17 protein-coding genes are annotated in these 19,657 nt (G+C 65.3%); 4 read left to right on the top strand and 13 right to left on the bottom strand.

From position 1 onward, the window contains the following. Positions 1 to 17: 17 nt before the first annotated feature. The 7 genes from J8G26_RS00350 to J8G26_RS00320 form a co-directional block, all read right to left on the bottom strand. Positions 18 to 767, bottom strand: coding sequence for a 5'-methylthioadenosine/adenosylhomocysteine nucleosidase (locus tag J8G26_RS00350; protein ID WP_210567518.1), 750 nt, complete (start codon positions 765 to 767; stop codon positions 18 to 20). Positions 768 to 775: 8 nt separating this feature from the next. Beyond that, the gene (locus J8G26_RS00345; RefSeq protein WP_210567517.1) at positions 776 to 2,455 is read right to left on the bottom strand and encodes a long-chain-fatty-acid--CoA ligase; all 1,680 of its coding nucleotides are present in this window, start codon (positions 2,453 to 2,455) and stop codon (positions 776 to 778) included. Positions 2,456 to 2,546: 91 nt separating this feature from the next. Next, complete coding sequence (pntB, locus tag J8G26_RS00340) at positions 2,547 to 3,959, bottom strand: Re/Si-specific NAD(P)(+) transhydrogenase subunit beta (RefSeq protein ID WP_210567516.1); 1,413 nt, start codon at positions 3,957 to 3,959, stop codon at positions 2,547 to 2,549. Between the two features lie 34 nt (positions 3,960 to 3,993). Next, positions 3,994 to 5,595, bottom strand: a complete 1,602-nt coding sequence (locus J8G26_RS00335) for a Re/Si-specific NAD(P)(+) transhydrogenase subunit alpha (protein WP_087747961.1) — start codon at positions 5,593 to 5,595, stop codon at positions 3,994 to 3,996. A 330-nt stretch (positions 5,596 to 5,925) separates the two neighbouring features. Beyond that, a complete protein-coding gene (gene fba / locus J8G26_RS00330; RefSeq protein WP_087747960.1) occupies positions 5,926 to 6,990 on the bottom strand; it encodes a class II fructose-bisphosphate aldolase in 1,065 nt (354 codons plus the stop codon). Positions 6,991 to 7,067: 77 nt separating this feature from the next. Beyond that, a complete protein-coding gene (locus tag J8G26_RS00325; protein WP_087747959.1) occupies positions 7,068 to 8,438 on the bottom strand; it encodes a histidine kinase dimerization/phospho-acceptor domain-containing protein in 1,371 nt (456 codons plus the stop codon). Next, a complete protein-coding gene (locus J8G26_RS00320; RefSeq protein ID WP_087747958.1) occupies positions 8,438 to 9,145 on the bottom strand; it encodes a response regulator transcription factor in 708 nt (235 codons plus the stop codon). Before J8G26_RS00320 ends, J8G26_RS00325 begins: the two co-directional genes overlap by 1 nt. A gap of 77 nt (positions 9,146 to 9,222) precedes the next feature. On the opposite strand from J8G26_RS00320, the gene J8G26_RS00315 reads away from it, so the two are divergent. After that, a complete protein-coding gene (locus J8G26_RS00315; RefSeq protein WP_210567515.1) occupies positions 9,223 to 9,972 on the top strand; it encodes a phosphatase PAP2 family protein in 750 nt (249 codons plus the stop codon). Between the two features lie 38 nt (positions 9,973 to 10,010). Here the strand turns inward: J8G26_RS00315 and pyk are convergent, their stop codons facing one another. The 4 genes from pyk to speD form a co-directional block, all read right to left on the bottom strand. Next, complete coding sequence (pyk, locus tag J8G26_RS00310) at positions 10,011 to 11,447, bottom strand: pyruvate kinase (protein WP_210567514.1); 1,437 nt, start codon at positions 11,445 to 11,447, stop codon at positions 10,011 to 10,013. A gap of 107 nt (positions 11,448 to 11,554) precedes the next feature. Further along, complete coding sequence (locus J8G26_RS00305; RefSeq protein ID WP_210567513.1) at positions 11,555 to 12,952, bottom strand: aminopeptidase P N-terminal domain-containing protein; 1,398 nt, start codon at positions 12,950 to 12,952, stop codon at positions 11,555 to 11,557. Then, a complete protein-coding gene (locus tag J8G26_RS00300; RefSeq protein WP_210567512.1) occupies positions 12,949 to 13,728 on the bottom strand; it encodes a nucleotidyltransferase family protein in 780 nt (259 codons plus the stop codon). The genes J8G26_RS00305 and J8G26_RS00300 overlap by 4 nt, the downstream gene beginning before the upstream one ends. Next, entirely contained in the window at positions 13,725 to 14,123 is a 399-nt protein-coding gene (speD, locus tag J8G26_RS00295; protein ID WP_087747954.1) for an adenosylmethionine decarboxylase, read from the bottom strand. Before speD ends, J8G26_RS00300 begins: the two co-directional genes overlap by 4 nt. Positions 14,124 to 14,247: 124 nt before the next feature. Here speD and tkt point away from each other — a divergent pair, with 124 nt between their 5' ends. Next, on the top strand, positions 14,248 to 16,290 hold the full coding sequence (gene tkt / locus J8G26_RS00290) for a transketolase (protein WP_210567511.1): 2,043 nt from the start codon (positions 14,248 to 14,250) through the stop codon (positions 16,288 to 16,290). Between the two features lie 74 nt (positions 16,291 to 16,364). Further along, the gene (gene gap, locus J8G26_RS00285; protein WP_210567510.1) at positions 16,365 to 17,366 is read left to right on the top strand and encodes a type I glyceraldehyde-3-phosphate dehydrogenase; all 1,002 of its coding nucleotides are present in this window, start codon (positions 16,365 to 16,367) and stop codon (positions 17,364 to 17,366) included. 94 nt (positions 17,367 to 17,460) lie between these two features. Here gap and J8G26_RS00280 read toward each other — a convergent pair whose 3' ends face one another. Continuing rightward, positions 17,461 to 17,808 (bottom strand): HPF/RaiA family ribosome-associated protein, encoded by a 348-nt coding sequence (locus J8G26_RS00280; protein ID WP_094098868.1) that lies wholly within the window; start codon positions 17,806 to 17,808, stop codon positions 17,461 to 17,463. Between the two features lie 264 nt (positions 17,809 to 18,072). Between J8G26_RS00280 and J8G26_RS00275 the strand changes: the two genes are divergently transcribed. Next, positions 18,073 to 18,945, top strand: coding sequence for a type 1 glutamine amidotransferase (locus J8G26_RS00275; protein ID WP_210567509.1), 873 nt, complete (start codon positions 18,073 to 18,075; stop codon positions 18,943 to 18,945). Between the two features lie 45 nt (positions 18,946 to 18,990). Here J8G26_RS00275 and J8G26_RS00270 read toward each other — a convergent pair whose 3' ends face one another. Beyond that, complete coding sequence (locus J8G26_RS00270; RefSeq protein ID WP_087747949.1) at positions 18,991 to 19,461, bottom strand: peptidylprolyl isomerase; 471 nt, start codon at positions 19,459 to 19,461, stop codon at positions 18,991 to 18,993. Between the last annotated feature and the right edge of the window lie 196 nt (positions 19,462 to 19,657).

Genomic DNA, 19,657 nt, shown 5'->3' with positions numbered 1-19,657 from the left:
GCTAGCAGCTATTTATTTCATAGTCTTTGTAAAAACGCCTGCACCATGTGGTCGGCGTAGCGGCTGGCCACGGTCTGCACGAACAGCGCGAAGTCGGCATGCGCGGCATCGTCGGCGCGGTCGGAGATGGTGCGCACCGCCGCAAACGGCACGCCATAGTCCAGGCACACCTGGGCCACGGCGGCGCCTTCCATTTCCACGGCCAGCACATCGTGGCCCGCTGCGCGCAGCGCGGTGCGCAGCTGGTCGGACTCGTGCGCGGCCGAGACAAAGCGGTCGCCGCTGGCCATCAGGCCGTGGTGCACCTGCGGGGCTGTTCGGAAAAAATTTGCATCAAATAGCCCGTGAGCGCTTGCCGTACAAGCGTGAGCAGCTTCCAAAAGAAGATCAGACAAAGCCCCATCGCAGGCCAGCCGCGCCCGCGCGTAGCCCGGCAGTTCCCAGCGCGGGAACAGGGGCGAGGCGTCCATGTCGTGCTGCACATAGTCTTGCGCTACCACCACGTCGCCCACCCGCACGCCATCGCCCACCCCGCCGGCCACGCCTGTGAACACGATGCGGGCCGCGCCAAACCGCTCGATGAGCGCCGTGGCCGTGGTGGCGGCCGCCACCTTGCCAATGCCCGAAAGCGCCAGCACCACGCTGTGGCCGTGCAGCGACCCGGTCCAGAAAACACGCCCCGCATGCACCCTGCGCTGGGGCTGCTGCAAGGTGGCGACAAGGCCCGATTGCTCTTCGGCAAGTGCGCTGAGGATGGCGGTGGTCATGGGCCCCGTTATTTCTTGTCGCGCAGTTCGCGGCGCAGGATTTTCCCCACGGGCGTCTTGGGCAGCTCGGTGCGGAACTCGATCACCTTGGGCTGCTTGTACCCCGTGAGCTCGTGGCGGCAGAATGCACGCACATCGGCTTCGGTGAGGTCTGGCGACTTCTTGACAATCACCAGCTTGATGGCTTCGCCCGATTTCTCGTCGGGCACTCCCACCACGGCGCATTCCAGAACGCCGGGGCAGTTGGCCACCACTTCCTCGACTTCGTTGGGGTAGACGTTGAAACCGCTGACCAGCACCATGTCCTTCTTGCGGTCCACGATCTTGAAATATCCGCGCTCGTCCACGATGCCGATATCGCCGGACTTGAAGTAGCCGTCTTCGGTCATGGCCTTGGCGGTTTCGTCAGGCCGTTGCCAGTAGCCGGCCATCACCTGCGGGCCCTTGATCACGATCTCGCCGGGCTGGCCGATAGTGGTGACCTCATGGCCCTCATCGTCGATCAGCTTCATATAAGTGCTGGGCAAGGGCACACCGATGGTGCCGGTGAATTCCTTGGCGGTCACGGGATTGCAGCTGGCCGAGGGGCTGGTTTCCGACAGGCCGTAGCCCTCGCAGATGGGGCAACCGGTTTTTTCGAGCCAGAGTTTGGCCACGGCGCCTTGCACGGCCATGCCGCCGCCTACCGAGACCTTGAGGTTCTTCCAGTTGACGGTGTTGAAGTCGGGGTGGTTGGCCAGGCCGTTGAACAGCGTGTTCACGGCCGGGAAACTGTGGAAGCGGTGCTTGGACAGCTCCTTGAGCACCGCCGGCAGGTCGCGCGGGTTGGGGATCAGGATGGTCTTGCCGCCCGTGCGCATGGACAGCATCATGTTCACCGTGAACGCGAAGATGTGGTACAGCGGCAGCGCACAGATGCTGGTGGGCTGTTCGCCGGCAGGCACCGTCTGCATGACCGGGTCGTTCCAGGCCTCGGACTGCAGCACATTGGCGATCACGTTGCGGTGCAGCAGGATGGCGCCCTTGCTCACGCCGGTGGTTCCGCCGGTGTATTGCAGCAGCGCGATGTCATCGGGCTTGATGTCGGGCTTCTTGAACGTGCCGCGAGAACCCTGGGCCACCGCGTCATTGAAACGCACTGCGGCGGGCAGGTTGTAGGCGGGCACCATCTTCTTGACATTGCGCACCACATAGTTGACCAGCGTCCCCTTGAGCAAGCCCAGTTGATCGCCCATGGCGCACAGCACCACATGCTTGATGGGCGTGTGGGCAATGCAATGCTCCAGTGTGGTGGCGAAGTTCTCGATGATGACGATGGCCTTGGCGCCCGAGTCCTTCAACTGGTGCTCCAGCTCGCGCGGGGTGTACAGCGGGTTCACATTGACCACGACAAAGCCGGCACGCAGAACAGCCGCCACCGCGACGGGGTATTGCGGCACGTTGGGCATCATGATGGCGACGCGGTCGCCCTTGACCAGGCCCAGGCTCTGCAGGTAGGTAGCAAAAGCGTTGCTCAACGACTCTGTCTGGGCAAAGGTGATTTCCTTGCCCATGAAGCTGTAAGCCACACGGTCGGCGTACTTGTGAAAGGCCTCCTCCATCAGTGCCACCAGGGACGGGTACTGCCCAGGGTCGATATCGGCGGGAACGCCCGTCGGGTAGCTCTTGAGCCAAATGCGGTCGGTCATTTCCAAGTCTCCTGCTCTTTTTTGTCGCGAATGGAAAACCGTGCCGAATGATTTTGCACGGTCGTGCTATTTTTTCGGGGATTATGCCCTGTCAGCTCTTGAGCGCCAGCAGCACTTCGTCGAGCATCTTCTTGGCGTCGCCAAACAGCATGCGGTTGTTTTCCTTGTAGAAAAGCGGGTTGTCCACGCCCGCGTAGCCCGAGGCCATGGAGCGCTTCATGACGATCGAGGTCTTGGCCTTCCACACCTCCAGCACCGGCATGCCGGCGATCGGGCTGGCCGGGTCTTCGAGGGCGCTGGGGTTCACGATGTCGTTGGCGCCAATGACCATGGCCACGTCGGCATCGGGAAAGTCCTCGTTGATCTCGTCCATCTCCATCACGATGTCGTAGGGCACCTTGGCCTCGGCCAGCAGCACGTTCATGTGGCCGGGCATGCGGCCTGCCACTGGGTGGATGGCAAAGCGCACGTTGATGCCTTTTTCGCGCAGGGTTTTGGTGATCTCGTACACCGTGTGCTGCGCCTGGGCCACGGCCATTCCGTAGCCGGGCACGATGATCACGCTCTTGGCATCGCGCAGCAGCTCGGCCGTCTCGGCGGAGCTGGCGGGCACGGCCTCGCCCTGCGGTTTGGCGGCATCACCCTTCTTGGCGGGCGTGCCAGCACCCGAGCCAAAACCGCCCGCGATCACGCTGAGGAAGTTGCGGTTCATCGCGTTGCACATGATGTAGCTCAGGATGGCGCCCGAGGAGCCCACGAGCGCGCCCGTGACGATGAGCAGGTCGTTGGACAGCATGAAGCCCGTGGCCGCCGCCGCCCAGCCCGAATAGCTGTTGAGCATGGACACCACCACCGGCATGTCGGCACCACCAATGGCCATGACCATGTGGATGCCGAACAGAAGGGCAATCACCGTCATCACGACCATCGGCACCATGCCTTGCTCCACGGTCTCGGCGCGCAGGAACTCGCGGCCAAACCAGATCACGATCATCAGCGCGGCCAGGTTGAGCCAGTGGCGGCCAGGCAGCAGCAGCGGCTTGCCGCCTATCTTGCCGTTGAGCTTGCCGAAGGCAATCAGCGAGCCGCTGAAGGTGACGGCGCCAATCAGGATGCCGACGTAGATTTCCACCTCATGGATGGTTTTTTCCACGCCTTCGAGCTGGATGGATGTATCCACATAGCTGGCAAAGCCCACCAGGCAGGCCGCCAGGCCCACCAGGCTGTGCATGAGGGCGACCAGTTCGGGCATCTGGGTCATCTTGACGACCTTGGCCGCATACAGGCCGATGCCGCCGCCAATGGCCAGGGCGCCGACGATCCAGGCTATTCCCGAGGGGCTGACGCGCGGGCCGAACACCGTGGCCAGCACGGCCAGCGCCATGCCGATCATGCCGAACAGGTTGCCCCGGCGCGAGGTTTCGGGGTTGGAGAGCCCACCCAGGCTCAGGATGAACAAAATGGCCGCGCCCAGGTAGGCAACGGTGGCGAGACTTTGGGACATGCTCTGTGCTCCTTGTGTTCTTGTTGTGATGGAGTTACTTGCGGAACATGGCCAGCATGCGGCGCGTGACCGCAAAGCCGCCGAACATGTTGATGGCCGTGAGCACCAGAGCGGCAAAGGCCAGCCAGAGGATGAGCCCGTCCGGGCGCCCGTTGACACCCGCATCGGGCGGTGCAATCTGCACCAACGCGCCGATGGCGATGATGCTGGAGATGGCGTTGGTCACGCTCATCAGCGGCGTGTGCAGCGCAGGTGTGACGTTCCACACCACCATGTAGCCGATGAAGCAGGCCAGCACAAACACGGTGAAGTGCCCCAGGAAGGCCACGGGCGCATAGGCACCGATGGCCCAGAACACCACGGCCAGCACGGCAAAAACAATGGTCAATGTCTTGGCGGACATGGGGGCGCCCGGACCGTGGCTGGATTTCTTCACGGTCGCGGGGGCTGCCGCAGCCTTGGGTGCGGGCGCAGGGGCCTGCTTGAGCGGCGGCGCGGGCCAGGTGATAGCGCCCTCCTTGATCACGGTGAGACCCCGGATCGCGTCGTCTTCCATGTTGACCATGGCCACGCCGTCCTTGGCCTTGCACAGCTCTTCGGTCAGGCGCAGCAGGTTGGTGGCGTACAGCGTGGACGACTGCTTGGCCAGGCGCGAAGCCAGGTCGGTGTAGCCGACGATGGTCACACTATGGCGCACCACGGCCTGGCCGGGCACGGTCAGCTCGCAGTTGCCGCCCTGCTCGGCGGCCATGTCCACGATCACGCTTCCGGGCTTCATGCTCTGCACCATCTCGGCCGTGATGAGTTTGGGCGCAGGTTTGCCGGGGATCAGCGCGGTGGTGATGATGATGTCGGCATCCTTGGCCTGCTCTGCGTACATCTTGCGCTGCGCGGTCTGGAAGCCTTCACTCATGACCTTGGCGTAGCCGCCGCCACCCGAGCCTTCTTCTTCGTAGTCCACCTTGACGAACTCGCCGCCCAGTGACTTGACCTGGTCGGCCACCTCGGCGCGCGTGTCGTTGGCACGCACGATGGCGCCCAGATTGGCCGCGGTACCAATGGCGGCCAAGCCCGCCACGCCAGCGCCTGCAATGAACACCTTGGCAGGCGGTACCTTGCCCGCTGCCGTGATCTGGCCATTGAAGAAGCGACCAAAGGCGTTGGCCGCCTCAATGACGGCACGGTAGCCGCTGACGCCTGCGGTGGACGTGAGCGCGTCCATCTTCTGGGCACGGCTCAGCGTGCGCGGCAGGCAGTCGATGGCCAGTACCGTGGCCTTGCGGGCCGCCAGCTGCTGCATCAGCTCGGGGTTCTGGGCGGGCCAGATGAAATCGATGAGCGTCGTGCCTTCGCGCATCAGCGCCACTTCGTCGCTGCTGGGCGGGCGCACCTTGAAGACGATGTCTGATGCAGCCCATAGTGCGGCGGCGTCGCCGACGATCTGGGCGCCCGCGGCGCGGAAGGCGTCGTCACTGAAATTGGCGGCATCCCCGGCGCCGGACTCCACCGTGACGGTGAAGCCCAGCTTGATCAGCTTCTCCACCACATCGGGCACGGTGGCCACGCGCTTTTCGCCGGGGAAGGTTTCCCTGGGCACGCCAATGCGCTGTGGCTGCGGGATGGGGCTTGTCTGCATCAGAGTTCTCCTCAAGTTTCGTAACCGTTATGCCAGGCCGTCAGACAAGGGGCTGGCGTGCGCGAGTGACTGGAAAGGGGCGCAGAAAACAGAAGCAGCGAAATGATCAAGCGGGTAATTTTTGAAGGCGACTTGGTATCAGGCATTTCGCACGGCGCCCACCCGGGCAATCTGACCGCGAGCTTACATGAAGAAAATTGAATGCCTATGCATTCACACCATGCGATGACGGTGCACCTGTACTTTCCCGCCACAAGCCAAAAAAAAGCCGGTGACACACAGTTCACCGGCTTGCTTCCGGGGCCACAGACTGCGGCCCTGCAGCGCAGATCAATTCACCCGTTGTGCCAGCGCCCCCGAGGCGTATTGAGCAGCCACGACCTGCAAGCTGTGGCCCTTGATCTTGGCGCCCTGGCCTTCACAGCCAAACTCGATGTAGCGCTGTTTACAAATGGCCTTGGCGGCTTCCCGCGCGGGCTTGAGCCATTCGCGGGCATCGAACTTTTCGGGGTTCTCGGCCAGGAACTTGCGCACCGCGCCGGTCATGGCCAAACGGATGTCGGTGTCGATGTTGATCTTGCGCACACCATGCTTGATGGCTTCCTGGATCTCTTCGACAGGCACGCCGTAGGTTTCCTTCATCTTGCCGCCGTACTGGTTGATGATGGCCAGCAGCTCGGCGGGCACCGACGAGGAGCCGTGCATGACGAGGTGGGTGTTGGGAATGCGCAGGTGGATTTCCTTGACACGGCTGATGGCCAGGATATCGCCCGTGGGCTTGCGGCTGAACTTGTAGGCGCCATGGCTGGTGCCAATCGCAATGGCCAGCGCGTCGAGTTGCGTGGCCTTGACGAAGGTGGCGGCTTCTTCGGGGTCGGTCAGCATCTGGCTGTGGTCCAGCTTGCCCTCGGCGCCAATGCCGTCTTCCTCACCGGCTTCCCCAGTTTCCAGGTTGCCCAGGCAGCCCAGTTCGCCTTCCACGGTGACGCCCACCTTGTGCGCCATGTCCACCACCTTGCGGGTGACTTCCACGTTGTAGTCGAAAGATGACGGCGTCTTGCCGTCTTCCATCAGCGAGCCGTCCATCATCACCGAGCCGAAGCCCAGATCAATGGCGCCCTGGCACACCTTGGGCGAGGTGCCGTGGTCCTGGTGCATCACCAGCGGAATATGGGGATACATCTCGGCCGCCGCCTGGATCAGGTGCTTGATGAAGGCCTCGCCCGCGTATTTGCGCGCACCGGCGCTGGCCTGGAGGATCACCGGGGCGCCCACCTCGTCGGCAGCGGCCATCACGGCCTGCACCTGCTCCAGATTGTTGACGTTGAAGGCAGGAATGCCATAGCCATTGGTGGCAGCATGGTCGAGCAGTTCGCGCATCGAGACGAGGGGCATGGTCGTGAAGTCCGTTCAGGGTTGATGGGGAGCTGACAGGCAGCCGCTGCGGTGGTAACCGCTTGGTAACCTGGATTTTACCCGGCTGCTACGGCGGCAGGTGGCGGAAAATCCAGACGGTAGCAGGTGGTGAATGGCGCTGGCGCGGCTGCTGCGCCAAAGGCGCCCCCGTGCATTTGCGCCACGCGCAGCACGATTTCATGCCCCAGGTGCAGGCTGTCCACCGGGCGCGCCACCCTCGCGTGGTCCCCATCCGCCTGGACGCGCTTGCCGTCGTCACACACCTGCAACCAGGCCGCCCCGGTGTCGGACTGCCCGATCTGCACGGAAATCCGGGTACCAGGCGGGGTGTGCTTGAGGGCGTTTTCGACCAGATTGCGCACCGCCAGGTCCAGCAGCACCGCATGCCCCATCAGTTCCAGCGTGTCGGGCGCCACCAGGGCAATCTCGCCCCCCCGCTTCCATGCGGCCTGCGCATAGTCGGCGCATACCGCGCGCGCCGTGGCAGCCAGGTCCACCGGCGCCTTGGCTTCGTGCAACTGCGCGCGGCTGGCCCGTGCCAACGCCAGCAACTGGTTCAGCACATGCCCTGCACGCAGGGCGTCCTGCCCGATCTGTGCCACTGCCTGCGCCTGCGCCTGCGGGGCGAGCCCCCCTCCCAGCGCACTGGCCTGCAACGCAATGGAAGACAGCGGTGTGCGCAACTCGTGGGCCACTTCATTGGCCAGACGCCGCTCGCGCACCAGTGCGTCCTGCTGCCGGTCCAGCAAGGTGTTGATAGAGGCCACCACCGATTCGAATTCACTCCATGCGTGGCGTGACGCGAGACGCTGCGTGCTCGCGGGGTCCAGCGCGGCCACGTCCGCAGACAGGGCATACAAGGGCCGCAAGCCGCGCCGCAAGGCCAGGCCCAGGGCCAGCGCCACCACGGGCAGCAGCCACAAGCCGGGCTCGACCATCTGCTCGGCGATGTCCTGTGCCAGTTCGTCACGCTCGCGCAACTCCAGCAGCACCATGACCTTGCGGGTCTTGGAACCATCCCATTGCGAAAAACTACGCCAGGCCACGGCCTGCGGCCCCAGGCGCAAGTCGGCAAACCCCTCCGCAACACCAAAGGGGGGCAAGGGCGCGCTGCCGCTTTGCGCCAGCACACGCCCGGCGGCATCCCACTGCACGACGCTGATGGACTGCTGGTAGTCATGCGATTTGAGCCACGGCGTCGGCGCGCGCTGCGTGGTAACGGACGTCTCCACGGACTCGGAAGCGCGCAGGTTGATGAGCAGCGCCGCCACACTGGCCAGATGTCCATCGGTCAGCTCATCCGCTTCGTGCACACCGGCGCGGTATCCCATGAACACAAAGCTGCCCCACACCAACACCAGAGCGCCCAGAGACCACAGCAGCAGATGCCGGGTCAGGGAATGGCGACCCGCTCCCGGCGCCGGCATCACAAGGCCTCCTGCGGCATGAAGTAGCCCACGCCCCGCATGGTCTGGATGCACCCGCTGCCCAGCTTGCGGCGAAGATGGTGGATGTGCACTTCCACCGCGTTGCTCTCGATGGCCGATTGCCAGCTGTACAAGCGCTCTTCGATCTGCTGGCGTGACAGCACGCGGCCTCGGGCCTGCAGCAGCACCAGCAGCACCGAAAACTCGCGCGGCGACATCTCGACCGGTTTGCCATCCTGCATCACCGTGCGTGCAGCCGGGTCCACTTCGATATCCCCGTAGCGGATGGTGGGCGAGGCCCGGCCCGCCGCACGGCGCAGCAGCGCACGCAAACGGGCGTCGAGTTCATCAACATCAAAGGGCTTGACCAGATAGTCGTCGGCACCCTGGTCCAGGCCGGCAATGCGCTGGCTGACCAGATCACGGGCCGTCACGATGAGCACCGGGGTTGCGGGGTCGGGCAGTGTCGGCGCGCCCGCCGCCAGGCCCGCAGCGGCCGGGCTGGTGCGCAGCCGCTGCAGCAATTCGCTGCCTTCACCGTCGGCCAGCCCCAGGTCCAGCAGCACGGCATCAAAGCGCTCGGCGCGCAAGGCGCTCCAGGCCGAGGCAACGCCATCGCACACATCCACGGCATAACCGCGTTGCTGCAGATTGGTGCGCAGCCCGTCGGCAATGCCCGCATCATCTTCCACCACAAGGATTCGCATGGTCCCATTGTCGCCGTGACCGAACTGCGCGTGAAAGGTTAAGAACCAGTTAAGCGCCTGCGTCTATGGTGCCCACCATGCTGCATTCGAATCTCTCCCCCGCCGTGCCTTCCCATTCCCTGCGCACCACCCTGACCTGGACCATTGGCGCCCTTGTGTGCCTGCTGGCCTGGGACGCCCTGGGGCAAGACCGCGCGCTGGCCCATGCTTTCGGCACGGGCACCGGGTTCCCAATGCGCGATCAGTGGTTTTTTGTTCAGGTGCTGCATGAAGGTGCGCGCCGCACGGCCTGGCTTTTTTTGCTGCTGCTGACCCTGGGTGTGTGGTGGCCCGTCGGCTTGCTGCGGCGCATCGACCTCATGGAGCGACTGCAGCTGGCCGTCAGCGTTTTGGTGGCCCTGGGCGTGGTGAGCAGCCTCAAAAGTCTGAGCGCCACCAGTTGCCCCTGGGACCTGGCCGAGTTCGGTGGCGTGGCCCGCTATGCATCGCACTGGGCCCTGGGCATCGTCGATGGCGGGGGCGGGCGCTGCTTTCCCGCGGGCCATGCCTCGACGGGGTTTGCCTTTCTCGGCGGCTACTTTGCCCTGCGGCGGCGCCAGCCGCGCGCTGCGCGCCTGTGGCTGGCGGCATCGCTGGCCGCGGGCCTGGTTCTGGGCGGGGCCCAGCAGGTGCGCGGCGCCCATTTCATGAGCCACACCCTGTGGACGGGCTGGCTGTGCTGGACCACCGGCTGGCTGTGCGACCTGGCGGCGGGCTGGCTGCGCCAGCGCTTTGCGTTTGCCGACAGCCCGTTGCCGCCCGAATCATCGCCCCATGCGACGACGTGACCTGGCCGTCTGTCACGCAGCGAGCGCAGTCAACGGCGTCAACTGGCGCGGCAGATTTTCAGCATGTTGGTGCCGCCGGGCGCACCCATGGGTTCGCCGCAGGTGATGGCATACACATCGCCGCGCTGCACGATGCCGCGGCTCTTGAGATGGCCTTCGGCCTGCGCCAGCGCCGTGTCGCGGTCGGCGCTGGTGTCCATCAGCAAGGGCCGCACATTGCGGTACATGGCCATCTTGCGCTGCGTGGCGACCTTGGGCGTGAGGGCGTAAATCGGGATATGGCTGCGGTGGCGGCTCATCCACAGGGCGGTGGAGCCGCTGTCGGTCATGGCCACGATGGCCTTGGCTTCCAGGTGGTGGGCCGTGAACAGCGCACCCATGGCAATGGACTGGTCGATCCGGCCAAAGGTGCGGCCGGTAAAGTCGGCGTCCAGCTGGTGGTCCTCGGCCGCCTCGGCGGCGGCGCAGATCTTGGCCATCTCTTCGACGGTTTCCAGGGGGTATTTGCCCGCCGCCGTCTCGGCGCTGAGCATCACCGCATCGGTGCCGTCCAGCACTGCGTTGGCCACGTCGCTCACCTCGGCCCGGGTGGGCACGGGGTTGGTGATCATGCTTTCCATCATCTGCGTGGCGGTGATGACCACCTTGTCGAGATCCCGTGCCATGCGGATCATCTTTTTCTGCAAGGCCGGCACAGCCGCATTGCCCACTTCCACGGCCAGATCGCCCCGCGCCACCATGATGCCGTCGCTGACGCGCAGGATGGCTTCCAGGTGCGGAATGGCCTCGGCACGCTCGATTTTGGCAATCAGCCCCGGCTTGTGGCGGTATTCCGCCGCCGCCACGTTGCACAGCTGGCGCGCCATCTCCATGTCGGTGGCGTTCTTGGGAAAGCTCACGGCCACATAGTCGGCCTGAAAGCCCATGGCCGTGCGGATGTCGTCCATGTCCTTGGCTGTGAGGGCCGGCGCCGTGAGGCCGCCGCCCTGCTTGTTGATGCCCTTGTTGTTGGACAGCTCGCCGCCGATCTTCACCGTGGTGTGCACGGCCTCGCCGCGCACCGCGTCCACCGTGAGCACGATCAGCCCGTCGTTGAGCAGCAGCACATCGCCCGGCTTCACATCGCGCGGCAGCTCCTTGTAATCCAGCCCCACGCCGGCCAGATCGCCCGGCTCGGTGCGCGAGGCATCGAGCACGAACGGCGCACCCTGCTGCAGTTGCACCTTGCCTTCGGCAAATTTGCCCACGCGGATCTTCGGCCCCTGCAGATCGGCCATGATCGCCACCTCGCGCCCGGCCCGCTGCGCGGCGGCGCGCACTGCCGTGGCGCGGTCGATGTGGTCCTGCGCCTTGCCGTGGCTGAAGTTCAGCCGCACCACATTGACCCCTGCGCGGATCATGGCCTCCAGCAATGCCGGGTCGCTCGATGCGGGGCCCAGGGTGGCAACAATCTTGGTGGCGCGACGGGTGGACATGGATGCGTCTCTTTCACTGAACATGTAATTAAGTTTCCATTTTTACACGGAAGCGGTTACACCCGCGAAACCAGAACGCCTCGCCACGCTCGCGCGGTGCGCCCGATTCAGGCGCGCATCAGGGCTTCGATTTCGTCGGCCTTCACCGGCACGCCGCGTGTGATCAGCTCGCAGCCGGACTCGGTGACGATGGCATCGTCCTCGATGCGGATGCCCATGTTGTGGAACGCCTCGGGCACGCCAGCAGCAGGCCGCACATAGAGCCCCGGCTCGATGGTGAGCACCATGCCCGGGCGCAGCACGCGGCTGGGGCGGTTGGTGATGAGCTCGCCCGAGAGCGGGTCCTTGCGCTGGCTCACCTGGCCCAGCTCATCGGGCTCCACATAGCTGCCGCAGTCGTGCACGTCCATGCCCAGCCAGTGGCCGGTGCGGTGCATGTAGAACTGGAAATACGCGCGTTTGTCGATCACATCCTGCACCGAGCCCACCTTGTTCTTATCGAGCAGGCCCAGATCCAGCATGCCCTGCGCCAACACGGCCACGGTGGCGTCGTGCGGATCGGTGAAGCGGGCGCCCGCGCGCGTGGCGGCCACGGCGGCGTCCTGGCTGGCCAGCACCAGGTCGTACAGCGCACGCTGCGGCCCGGTGAAACGGCCATTGGCCGGGAAGGTGCGCGTGATGTCGCTGGCATAGCCGTCAAGCTCGCACCCGGCATCGATCAGTACCAGCTCGCCATCGCGTACGGGTGCCGTGTCAGCGCGGTAGTGCAGCACGCAGGCATTGGCGCCTGCCGCCACGATGGAGCCGTAGGCGGGGTATTGCGAGCCATGCTGGCGAAATTCGTGCAGGAGCTCGGCATCGAGGTGGTATTCGCGCACCTCTTCGCCGGCCCGCAGCATGCGGGCCGAGCGCTGCATGGCGCGGACATGGGCGCCCGCGCTGATCTGGCTGGCGCGGCGCATGATGGCCTGCTCATGCGCATCCTTGATCAGGCGCATTTCATCGAGCAGCGTGCACAGGTCGTTTTGCTGCGCGGGGCACAGCGCGCCATAGCGCACGCGGGCGCGCACGGCATTCAGCCAGCCCTCCACCCGGGCGGCCAGCCCGCTGTGGGTGGCGAACGGATACCAGACGCAGGCCCGGTTTTCCAGCAGGCGCGGCAGTTGCGCATCCAGCTCGCCGCTGGCATGGGCGGCATCCACGCCCAGCGCGGCGGGGGCCGCCGCCGGGCCGAGCCGGTAGCCGTCCCAGATCTCGCGTTCCATGTCTTTGGGCTGGCAAAACAGCGTGCTGCGGCCGTCATGGGTGATGACCAGGCAGGCGCCCGGCTCGGTAAAGCCGGTCAGGTAATAGAAGTAGCTGTCGTGGCGAAAAAGGAAATCGCTGTCCCGGTTGCGCTGGTGCTCGGGCGCTGTGGGGACGATGGCGATGCCGCCTTCGCCGAGCTGGGCGGCCAGACGAGCACGGCGCTGGGCGTAGACGGAAACGGGCACGGTGATGTTCATGGCAGGTGCGGGGCAGTGGTGTTCAGTTCGGTCAGCCTTTGCGGCGTGCCCACGTCGGTCCAGCGACCGGTGTAGAGCGCAGCGCTGACCCGGCCATTGTCCATCGCACGCCGCAGCAGCGGGGCCAGAGGGGCTTTGACGCCTTGCGGGTTGCCCGGCGCAATGTCGCACCAGGGCGGCCCGAACAATTCGGCGCGCAGCAGGGCCATGGTGCTGTAGGTGTAACGCGGCGCAGGATGGTCGGCCGGCAGGTTCAGCGCCATGCCTTGCGGCGACAAACCGAAGTCGCCGCGCGGGTTGTGCGCCGGGTTGGGCACCAGCCACAGGTGGGCCAGATGGTCGCTGGCCGCAAACGCCTGCACGGCAGCGCTGTCGAACACGAAGTCGGGCGCAAACACATCGCCTGCGGCCAGCCAGAAAACGGGCCCCAGCTGCGGCAGCGCGCGCGCAATGCCGCCCGCCGTTTCCAGCGCACCACCAAAATCCACGCCTTCGTGCGAGTATGAAATAGATAGCTGCTCGCGCTTATCCCATAAGCACTTCAGGCCATTTTGACTCGAAAAATACGCGGGAATCTGCTCCCCCAGCCAGGCGGTATTGACCACCACGCGCGACACACCGGCATCGGCCAGCGCCTGCAAATGCCATTGCAGCAAAGGCCGGCCCTGCACCTGCAGAAGGGGCTTCGGGGTGGTGTCGGTAAGGGGCCGCATGCGCTCGCCACGGCCTGCCGCCAGCACCAGCGCGGGCACTTGCAAAAAAGCCGGCTGCGTCATCGCGCGGCCCCGCTGGCCTGGCCCACGGCGCCGCGCTGCAGGGCGTGGCGTTGCACTTCGGTGGGCTCGAACAGGGCCAGCAGCGCATCCATCAGCGTCTGGGCCTTGACCGAATGGTCGGCGCCAAAGTTGCACACATACACATCCAGCGTGACGGCGTTTTGCTCGGGCCAGGTGTGCACGCACAGGTGCGATTCGGCCAGCAACACCGTGGCCGTGACACCGCCCGGGCCTTGCGCCGTGGCCGGAAAGCGGTGGAACAACTGGTCCACCGCCTGCAGCCCCGCAGCGCGCACGGCATGCGTGCAGGCCAGGGCCAATGCGGCGGCATCCAGCAGGCGCTGGGGGGCGCAGCGGCAGCCACGCAGATCGGCAGTGAGATGCAGTCCTTGCATGGCCAGCACTGTAGTGCATAGCCACCCGCCCGGCGGCGTGCGCGGGGGTCCGCCAGGCCCCCTGCGGGCCGCACCGGTAAAATGCCGGGTTTCCCTGAACCTCCCACCCGGAGCCGCCCACCCCATGGCCAACACCCAGCAATCCCACCAGATGGCCAACGCAATTCGCGCGTTGGCCATGGACGCAGTTCAACAAGCCAATTCCGGCCACCCCGGCGCCCCCATGGGCATGGCCGATATGGCCGTGGCGCTGTGGGGCCGCCACCTCAAGCACAACCCGTCCAACCCCCAGTGGTTTGACCGCGACCGTTTCGTGCTGAGCAATGGCCACGCCTCGATGCTGCTGTATGCACTGCTGCACCTGACGGGCTACGACCTGCCGCTGCAGGAACTCAAGAATTTCCGCCAGCTCGGCAGCAAGACCGCAGGCCACCCCGAAGTCGGCCACACGCCCGGCGTGGAAACCACCACCGGCCCGCTGGGCCAGGGCATCACCAACGCCGTGGGCTTTGCGCTGGCAGAAAAACTGCTGGCCGCCGAGTTCAACCGCGAGGGCCATGCCGTGGTGGACCACCACACCTATGCATTCCTGGGCGATGGCTGCCTGATGGAAGGCATCAGCCACGAGGCGGTGGGCCTGGCGGGCGCCTGGAAGCTCAACAAGCTGATCGCGCTGTACGACGACAACGGCATCAGCATCGACGGCCAGGTTGCCCCCTGGTTCATCGACAACACCCCCCAGCGCTTTGCCGCCTGCGGCTGGAACGTGATCGAAGCGGTCGATGGGCACGATGTGGACGCACTGTCCGCAGCGATTGCCGCCGCCAAGACCAGCACCGACAAGCCCACGCTGATCGTCTGCAAGACCGCCATCGGCAAGGGCAGCCCGAACCGCGCCAACACCGCCAAGGCCCACGGCGAGCCCCTGGGTTCTGAAGAAATCAATCTGACCCGCGCCGTGCTGGGCTGGTCGCACGAGCCCTTCGTGATTCCCGAATCGGTCTATGCCGACTGGGATGCCAAGGCCGCCGGTGAAGCCTTTGAAACCGAATGGACCCTGCGCTTTGCCGCCTACGAGGCCGCCTACCCCGAACTGGCCTTTGAGCTGACCCGCCGCATGCGCGGTGACCTGCCCAAGGACTTCGCCCAGGTGGCGGTGGACACCGTGGTCGCCGCCCACACCAAGGCCGAAACCGTGGCCAGCCGCAAGGCCAGCCAGCTGGCGCTGGAAGCCTTCACCGCCGCGCTGCCCGAGCTGCTGGGCGGCAGCGCCGACCTGACCGGCTCGAACCTGACCAACACCAAGAGCACGCCCGCGCTGCGCTTTGATGCCGCAGGCGCCGTGGTGCGCACCGAGGCCGGCCAGATCGGCCGTCACATCAACTACGGCGTGCGCGAGTTCGGCATGGCCGCCATCATGAACGGCGTGGCGCTGCATGGCGGCTTCATCCCCTACGGTGGCACCTTCCTGACCTTCAGCGACTACAGCCGCAACGCCATCCGCATGGCCGCGCTGATGAAGCAGCGCGTGATCCACGTGTTCACGCACGACTCCATTGGCCTCGGTGAAGACGGCCCCACCCACCAGTCCATCGAGCACGTTGCCAGCCTGCGCCTGATTCCCAACCTCGACGTGTGGCGCCCTGCCGACACGGCCGAAACCGCCGTGGCCTGGAGCGTGGCACTGTCCAACCGCGACAAACCCACCGTGCTGGCCCTGTCGCGCCAAAACTTGCCCTACGCACCCAAGCGCGACCTGGGCGACATCTCGCGCGGCGCCTATGTGCTGAGCGAGCCATCGGACGTGGGCCTGAAGAAGAAGCCCGTGGCCGTGATCATCGCCACCGGCTCCGAAGTGCAGATGGCCCTGAAGGCCCAGAGCCTGCTGGCAGCAAAAAAGATAGCTGTCCGCGTTGTGTCCATGCCGAGTACGACCACTTTTGACCGCGAAGATGTGAAGTACAAGAAGGCCGTGCTGCCCACGGGCATCCCGCGCATTGCCGTGGAAATGGGCGTGACCGACGGCTGGTGGAAATACGGCTGCGCCGCCGTGGTGGGTATCGACACCTACGGCGAATCGGCGCCCGCGCCGGTGCTGTTCAAACACTTCGGTTTCACCGAAGAGAACGTGGCCGCCACCGTGTTGGCCGCGCTCAAGCGCAAGTGATTTGACAAGGGGCCCCGCAGTGATGCGGAGCCCCTTTGAGTTTTGGACTTTTGACAATCAACTTTGGAGAGACTATGACGATCAAGATTGGCATCAACGGCTTCGGCCGCATCGGCCGCAATGTGCTGCGCTCGGCCATCCAGAACTTCAGCGACATCGAAGTCGTTGCCATCAACGACCTGCTGGAGCCCGACTACCTGGCCTACATGCTGCAGTACGACTCGGTGCACGGCCGCTTCCAGGGCACCGTGTCGGTCGAAGGCAACACCCTGATCGTCAACGGCAAGAAGATCCGCCTGACGCAAGAGCGCGACCCCGCCAACCTGAAGTGGAACGAAGTCGGCGCCGACGTGGTGATCGAATCCACCGGCCTGTTCCTGGACAAGGTCACTGCGCAAAAGCACCTGGACGCTGGTGCCAAGAAGGTCATCTTGTCGGCCCCCTCCAAGGACGACACGCCCATGTTCGTGTTCGGCGTGAACCACGCCACCTACGCGGGCCAGGCCATCATCTCCAACGCCTCGTGCACCACCAACTGCCTGGCCCCCGTGGCCAAGGTGCTCAACGACAAGTGGGGCATCAAGCGCGGCCTGATGACCACGGTGCACGCCGCCACCGCCACGCAAAAGACCGTGGACGGCCCGAGCAACAAGGACTGGCGCGGCGGCCGCGGCATTCTGGAAAACATCATCCCGTCGAGCACCGGCGCCGCCAAGGCCGTGGGCGTGGTGATTCCGGCGCTCAACAAAAAGCTGACCGGCATGTCCTTCCGCGTGCCCACCAGCGACGTGTCGGTGGTGGACCTGACGGTGGAGCTGGACAAAGCCGCCACCTACGAAGAAATCAAGGCCGAGATGAAGGCCCAGTCCGAGGGCGCCTTGAAGGGCGTGCTGGGCTACACCGAAGACAAGGTGGTGGCCACCGACTTCCGTGGCGACACCCGCACCTCCATTTTTGATGCCGATGCCGGCATCGCCCTCGATGGCACCTTCGTGAAGGTCGTGAGCTGGTACGACAACGAATGGGGCTACTCGAACAAGTGCCTGGAAATGGTGCGCGTGGTGGCCGCCAAGTAAGCACTGCGACGTGCCCCAACAAAAAACGCGCCCATGGGCGCGTTTTTTATGTGCCATCGCTGCGGGGCAGGCTCAGTGCGCAGTGACCGGTGGCTTATTCCTGCGCATCGCGGATGGTGTCACGCCCATGGCGATCCTTGACCCGGCCCAGGTCGGTATCGAGCGCGCGCGTCAGCTTGTCCACGGCGCTGACGAATGCAGTGGCCATCTTGTCGGCATCGGCCGTCACCGTCACGGGTTGGCGGTTGGCGACGCGGGCCTCGATGCGGCAGCGCTTGTCTTCCGCCCCCGACTTGCCGGCATCCAGGTCGGTCAGAAACACCTCCAGACGGGTGATGTGCTCGCGAAACCGCGCCAGCCGGGTGCCAGCCTCGTCCTGGATCCATTGCGCCAGCGACTCTCCGCCATGGATATGGTCGTCGGTGTGTACTTGTACTTGCATAGGGCACTCCTTGTGAAAATAGAACGGCACGGCAACAAGGCCATGAACATCATGTATGTCTGCATCATGCCCGCAACCGCAGTCAATGACTTGACATCCATCAATAGCCCACCGGTCGGCAGGGAGCCAGGCGAGGCCGCGGCAGTAGCATGCACGGCACTTTCCTACAGCGGTCGTGGGGGTACGGTGCTACAAAGACAATGGCACGGTCGCCCCGCATCGCGTTGATGCGCTTTGCGCCTGCGCACCCAACGGAGCCTCGTCATGCCCGCTTCCCCCCGCCTCAAGATTGGCCTGTCGGCCTGCTTTCAGCACGCCGACCCCGCCCGCCCGCTGTTCACGGGCAAAACCCTGCAGTACGTCGAACAGTCCATCGCCCACTGGATCATGTCGGCGGGTGCGATGGTGGTCATGGTGCCCTGTCCCACCGGGGCGACGGCACGCGGCGACGTCACGCTGGACCACTATGCCGAATGGCTCGACGGCATCGTCATGCACGGGGGTGCCGACGTCTGGCCGGGCAGCTACGGCGAGGAGCCTCTGCGCGAAGAGTGGGTGGGTGACCGCGTGCGCGACCTCTACGATCTGGCCGTCGTGAAGGCGTTTGCCCAGGCCGGCAAACCCATTTTTGGGGTCTGCCGTGGCCTGCAGCTGATCAACGTGGCATTTGGCGGAGCGCTTTACCAGGACTTGCAGACCCAGCACCCGGGCGCGCTGCAGCACCGCGATGCCACCACGTACGACCAGCATTTCCACGACCTCCACATCGTGCCCGGCACGCATCTGGCGCAGCTGTACCCCGACAAACCGCGCGCGCGCGTCAACAGCATCCACCACCAGGGCATCAAGCGGGTGGCGCCAGATTTTGTCGTGGAGGCCCTCAGCGAACCCGATGGCGTGCCCGAAGCGATCCGCCTGCAAGCGGCGCCAGGGCGCGGCTACATCGCCGCCACGCAGTGGCACCCCGAGTTTCACCGGGTTGGCTCGGACACCCTGGACGACACCGCCATCCTCAACGACTTTCTGGCGGCCTGCAGCGCCGCCAAGGCGCACCCGGCCGCGCCCGGCCCTGGCCCGCTGGGCATGCGCGACCGCGCCGCACGCCTGCTGCGCCGGGCACTGCGTCGGCACCCTTGACACGGCCGACATCGGCCGGCCGCGCTGGCGCAGGGCGCGCCGGCGTCAATGCTGGTGGCCGTGCGCCCCGTGCACATGGCGGTGCGCGATTTCTTCCGCCGTCGCGGCGCGCACGCCGGTCACCTTGCAGCTGAACTTCAAAGCCTGGCCTGCCAGCGGATGGTTGCCATCCAGGTGCACTTCAGGGCCCTTGATCTTGACCACGTTGAACACCTGCGGCTGGCCGTCGGCGCCCAGGCCCTGCAGCTGGCCGCCCACCTTCACGCCCGGGGGAAACTCGGCCTTGGGAATGGTGCGCACCAGGCTTTCGTCGCGGGCGCCAAAGGCGTCTTCCACGGCCAGGTCGAGCGTGGTGCCAAAGCCCACGGTCTGGCCATCGAGGGCCGCTTCGACCTTGGGGAAGATGTTGTCATAGCCGCCATGCAGATAGGCCAGGCTGCCCGCATCGAGCGGCTTGCCCTGGGGCGTGGTGACCTGGTAGGTGATGGTGACGGCGGCGTCTTGGGTGATGTTCATGGCGTTGCGCTTTCAAGGGGGCTGCGCGGGGCGGTGCAGAAGGCAACTATGGATATGGCCCGATGAAGGTTTAACCGTTCGCCCTGAGCTTGTCGAAGGGCTTCGACAAGCTCAGCCTGAACGGTATGGGATACATCAAAGGGCCGGATCCATAGACACCGCCGCGCGGATCAAAACCTCGGATTGTCCACGAGGC

Origin of the sequence: Acidovorax sp. JG5, assembly GCF_017939685.1 — a bacterium.
Classification (GTDB): Bacteria; Pseudomonadota; Gammaproteobacteria; order Burkholderiales; family Burkholderiaceae_C; genus Acidovorax.
The sequence above is the reverse complement of the archived record's forward strand: the minus strand, read 5'-3'. Positions and strand labels throughout refer to the sequence as shown.

Coding starts and splice junctions, on each gene's coding strand:
- J8G26_RS00320 (WP_087747958.1), bottom strand. CDS start 9,145: ATGCGAATCCTTGTGGTGGAAGATGATGCGGGCATTGCCGACGGGCTG.
- gap (WP_210567510.1), top strand. CDS start 16,365: ATGACGATCAAGATTGGCATCAACGGCTTCGGCCGCATCGGCCGCAAT.
- speD (WP_087747954.1), bottom strand. CDS start 14,123: ATGCAAGGACTGCATCTCACTGCCGATCTGCGTGGCTGCCGCTGCGCC.
- J8G26_RS00350 (WP_210567518.1), bottom strand. CDS start 767: ATGACCACCGCCATCCTCAGCGCACTTGCCGAAGAGCAATCGGGCCTT.
- fba (WP_087747960.1), bottom strand. CDS start 6,990: ATGCCCCTCGTCTCGATGCGCGAACTGCTCGACCATGCTGCCACCAAT.
- J8G26_RS00335 (WP_087747961.1), bottom strand. CDS start 5,595: ATGCAGACAAGCCCCATCCCGCAGCCACAGCGCATTGGCGTGCCCAGG.
- pntB (WP_210567516.1), bottom strand. CDS start 3,959: ATGTCCCAAAGTCTCGCCACCGTTGCCTACCTGGGCGCGGCCATTTTG.
- J8G26_RS00345 (WP_210567517.1), bottom strand. CDS start 2,455: ATGACCGACCGCATTTGGCTCAAGAGCTACCCGACGGGCGTTCCCGCC.
- J8G26_RS00280 (WP_094098868.1), bottom strand. CDS start 17,808: ATGCAAGTACAAGTACACACCGACGACCATATCCATGGCGGAGAGTCG.
- J8G26_RS00300 (WP_210567512.1), bottom strand. CDS start 13,728: ATGACGCAGCCGGCTTTTTTGCAAGTGCCCGCGCTGGTGCTGGCGGCA.
- J8G26_RS00270 (WP_087747949.1), bottom strand. CDS start 19,461: ATGAACATCACCCAAGACGCCGCCGTCACCATCACCTACCAGGTCACC.
- J8G26_RS00315 (WP_210567515.1), top strand. CDS start 9,223: ATGCTGCATTCGAATCTCTCCCCCGCCGTGCCTTCCCATTCCCTGCGC.
- J8G26_RS00305 (WP_210567513.1), bottom strand. CDS start 12,952: ATGAACATCACCGTGCCCGTTTCCGTCTACGCCCAGCGCCGTGCTCGT.
- J8G26_RS00325 (WP_087747959.1), bottom strand. CDS start 8,438: ATGCCGGCGCCGGGAGCGGGTCGCCATTCCCTGACCCGGCATCTGCTG.
- tkt (WP_210567511.1), top strand. CDS start 14,248: ATGGCCAACACCCAGCAATCCCACCAGATGGCCAACGCAATTCGCGCG.
- pyk (WP_210567514.1), bottom strand. CDS start 11,447: ATGTCCACCCGTCGCGCCACCAAGATTGTTGCCACCCTGGGCCCCGCA.
- J8G26_RS00275 (WP_210567509.1), top strand. CDS start 18,073: ATGCCCGCTTCCCCCCGCCTCAAGATTGGCCTGTCGGCCTGCTTTCAG.